The organism is Muriicola sp. (genome assembly GCF_049669965.1).
In the GTDB taxonomy this organism is placed as follows: Bacteria; Bacteroidota; Bacteroidia; order Flavobacteriales; family Flavobacteriaceae; genus Muriicola.
Genome location: NZ_JBATLB010000170.1, coordinates 1 through 1,803, shown reverse-complemented (window position 1 = coordinate 1,803; position 1,803 = coordinate 1). Strand labels below are relative to the sequence as shown.

The following is a 1,803-nucleotide window of genomic DNA, read 5'->3' as shown; positions in this document are numbered from 1 at the left end:
ACATACACCCGTGCTGGAAGAGAAGGCTTTCTACACCTTCGATACTGGTAAAAACATCGCATATGGAAATCAGATGAGTAGCAGTTTACCATTTTCAACAAAATTCCGTGCGTCATTTTCATATGAGTTCAGGAAAACAGAAAATACTATTACTTTAAACAAAGCTACTTCACATGTTGTATTGGCCGGTGCAGAGTATAAAGTGTTTCCGAAGACAAAATTGAAAACCGTCCTTGGGTTTTATAACTCCAGCTTTGGAGACCGATCGTATACCCAACCCATCCTGGATGCACGATTTCAATTACAACCCATGCGACTTCAAAATTTGGAGATAGGGTATCAAAGAGAAGTTCAAAATTTTAATGCAGACCTCATTGAGCGTGAGATCGTTATGAATCACTACGGACTTAACTATAATATAAGCACTAATTTTAATTTGGGATGGTATACACAGGTAATGCATACCAGACAAACCGATGGCAATAACAGAAATCTGATCTTTTCATCCTTGTATTATAATGTACTGAAAAGTCCGGCCCTAAAAGTTGGGGTCAACCATCAATATATTGCTTTCAAAGATCAGTTGCCTAGTATTTATTTTAGCCCGGAACAGTATCACGCCACGGAGGTTTTCGCCGATATCAGAGGATCATTCTCAGAAAAGACCCGGTTTATGCTAAATGGGGCAACCGGTTTTCAAAAGGTTGAGAATGACAAACAGAGCCCTATTTTTAGGGTAGAGGCAGGGGTACAGCATCAATTGAGTAATAGAATAGGAGTTGATCTATATGGGAAGTATAGCAATATTGCTTCGGCCACCGCAGCCGGCTTTGAATTCACTGAGATCGGAATTAAAGTAAAGTGGGCAATTGCAAAGGCTCCTTTATTCAATAAAAAACTTCTTGCCCTGAAGTAAAATTTACAACAAGTTTAATCGGCGCATCAACTCGGGTCGGTTAGACCTGCTAATAGGGATCACATTCTTTTCAATGAGGACACTATTATCTTCAATATCAATGATCTTTGTGAAGTTGATAATGAATGAGCGGTGGATCTGTAAGAAGAGTTCTTCCGGAAGCTTTTCCCTGATCTTTTTTAACGTATTATGTACCCTGTGAGTCTCTTTTGTAGTCTTTACATCTATATAATCACCTTTTGCTTCAATAAACAGGATCTCATCAAAGGTTAGCTTAATAAGTCGCCTGTCTATATTAATGTAAAGATCCTCACCAACCTTGGTGGTATTCCCATCAGAAGCGCTCAATGCGGGTTGTTTCTCTAATGAATTTTTTACTTTTTGAATTGATTTTGCAAACCGTTCCGGTGAGATAGGTTTTACCAGATAATCTACAATAGCTTCATACTCATATGCCTCAATGGCAAAATTAGTATCGGAGGTTGTAAGTACAATTTTCGGAGGATTCTTAAGTGTCTGAACAAAATCAAATCCTGTGAACCCCGGCATATGGATATCCAGGAAAACAAGATCTATTGTTTGCTGGTTCAGGAACTTGATGGCTTCTATGGCATTTGGAAACTCTTCAATAACATCCAATTCAGGATACGATGTACATAACTGGGCTACAATAGCCCTGGCGGCGGCTTCATCGTCAATAATAATACAAGTCATGGTCAAATGGTATTTAGGTAGGATTCTATAGTATCTAAAATGCTTGTAAATTCAGATGCCAGGCTGCTGTTTCCTTTTTTTAGCTCTTCTTCATAAATCACGGACAGGCCATATGCTTTTTCCAAGCCTAAGATATTGAGTTTGTGTTTTAATTTATGCACTATCAATGCCGT

At 38.6% G+C, this 1,803-nt stretch carries 1 protein-coding gene and 1 pseudogene; one reads left to right on the top strand and one right to left on the bottom strand.

Annotated elements, in window-relative coordinates; genetic code table 11:
* A pseudogene (locus WBM49_RS09090) lies at positions 1-916 on the top strand (hypothetical protein); the annotation flags it as partial.
* Between the two features lie 3 nt (positions 917-919).
* On the opposite strand, the gene WBM49_RS09085 reads toward WBM49_RS09090, so the two are convergent.
* A complete protein-coding gene (locus tag WBM49_RS09085) occupies positions 920-1,630 on the bottom strand; it encodes a LytR/AlgR family response regulator transcription factor (RefSeq protein WP_424371733.1) in 711 nt (236 codons plus the stop codon).
* Positions 1,631-1,803 lie beyond the last annotated feature (173 nt).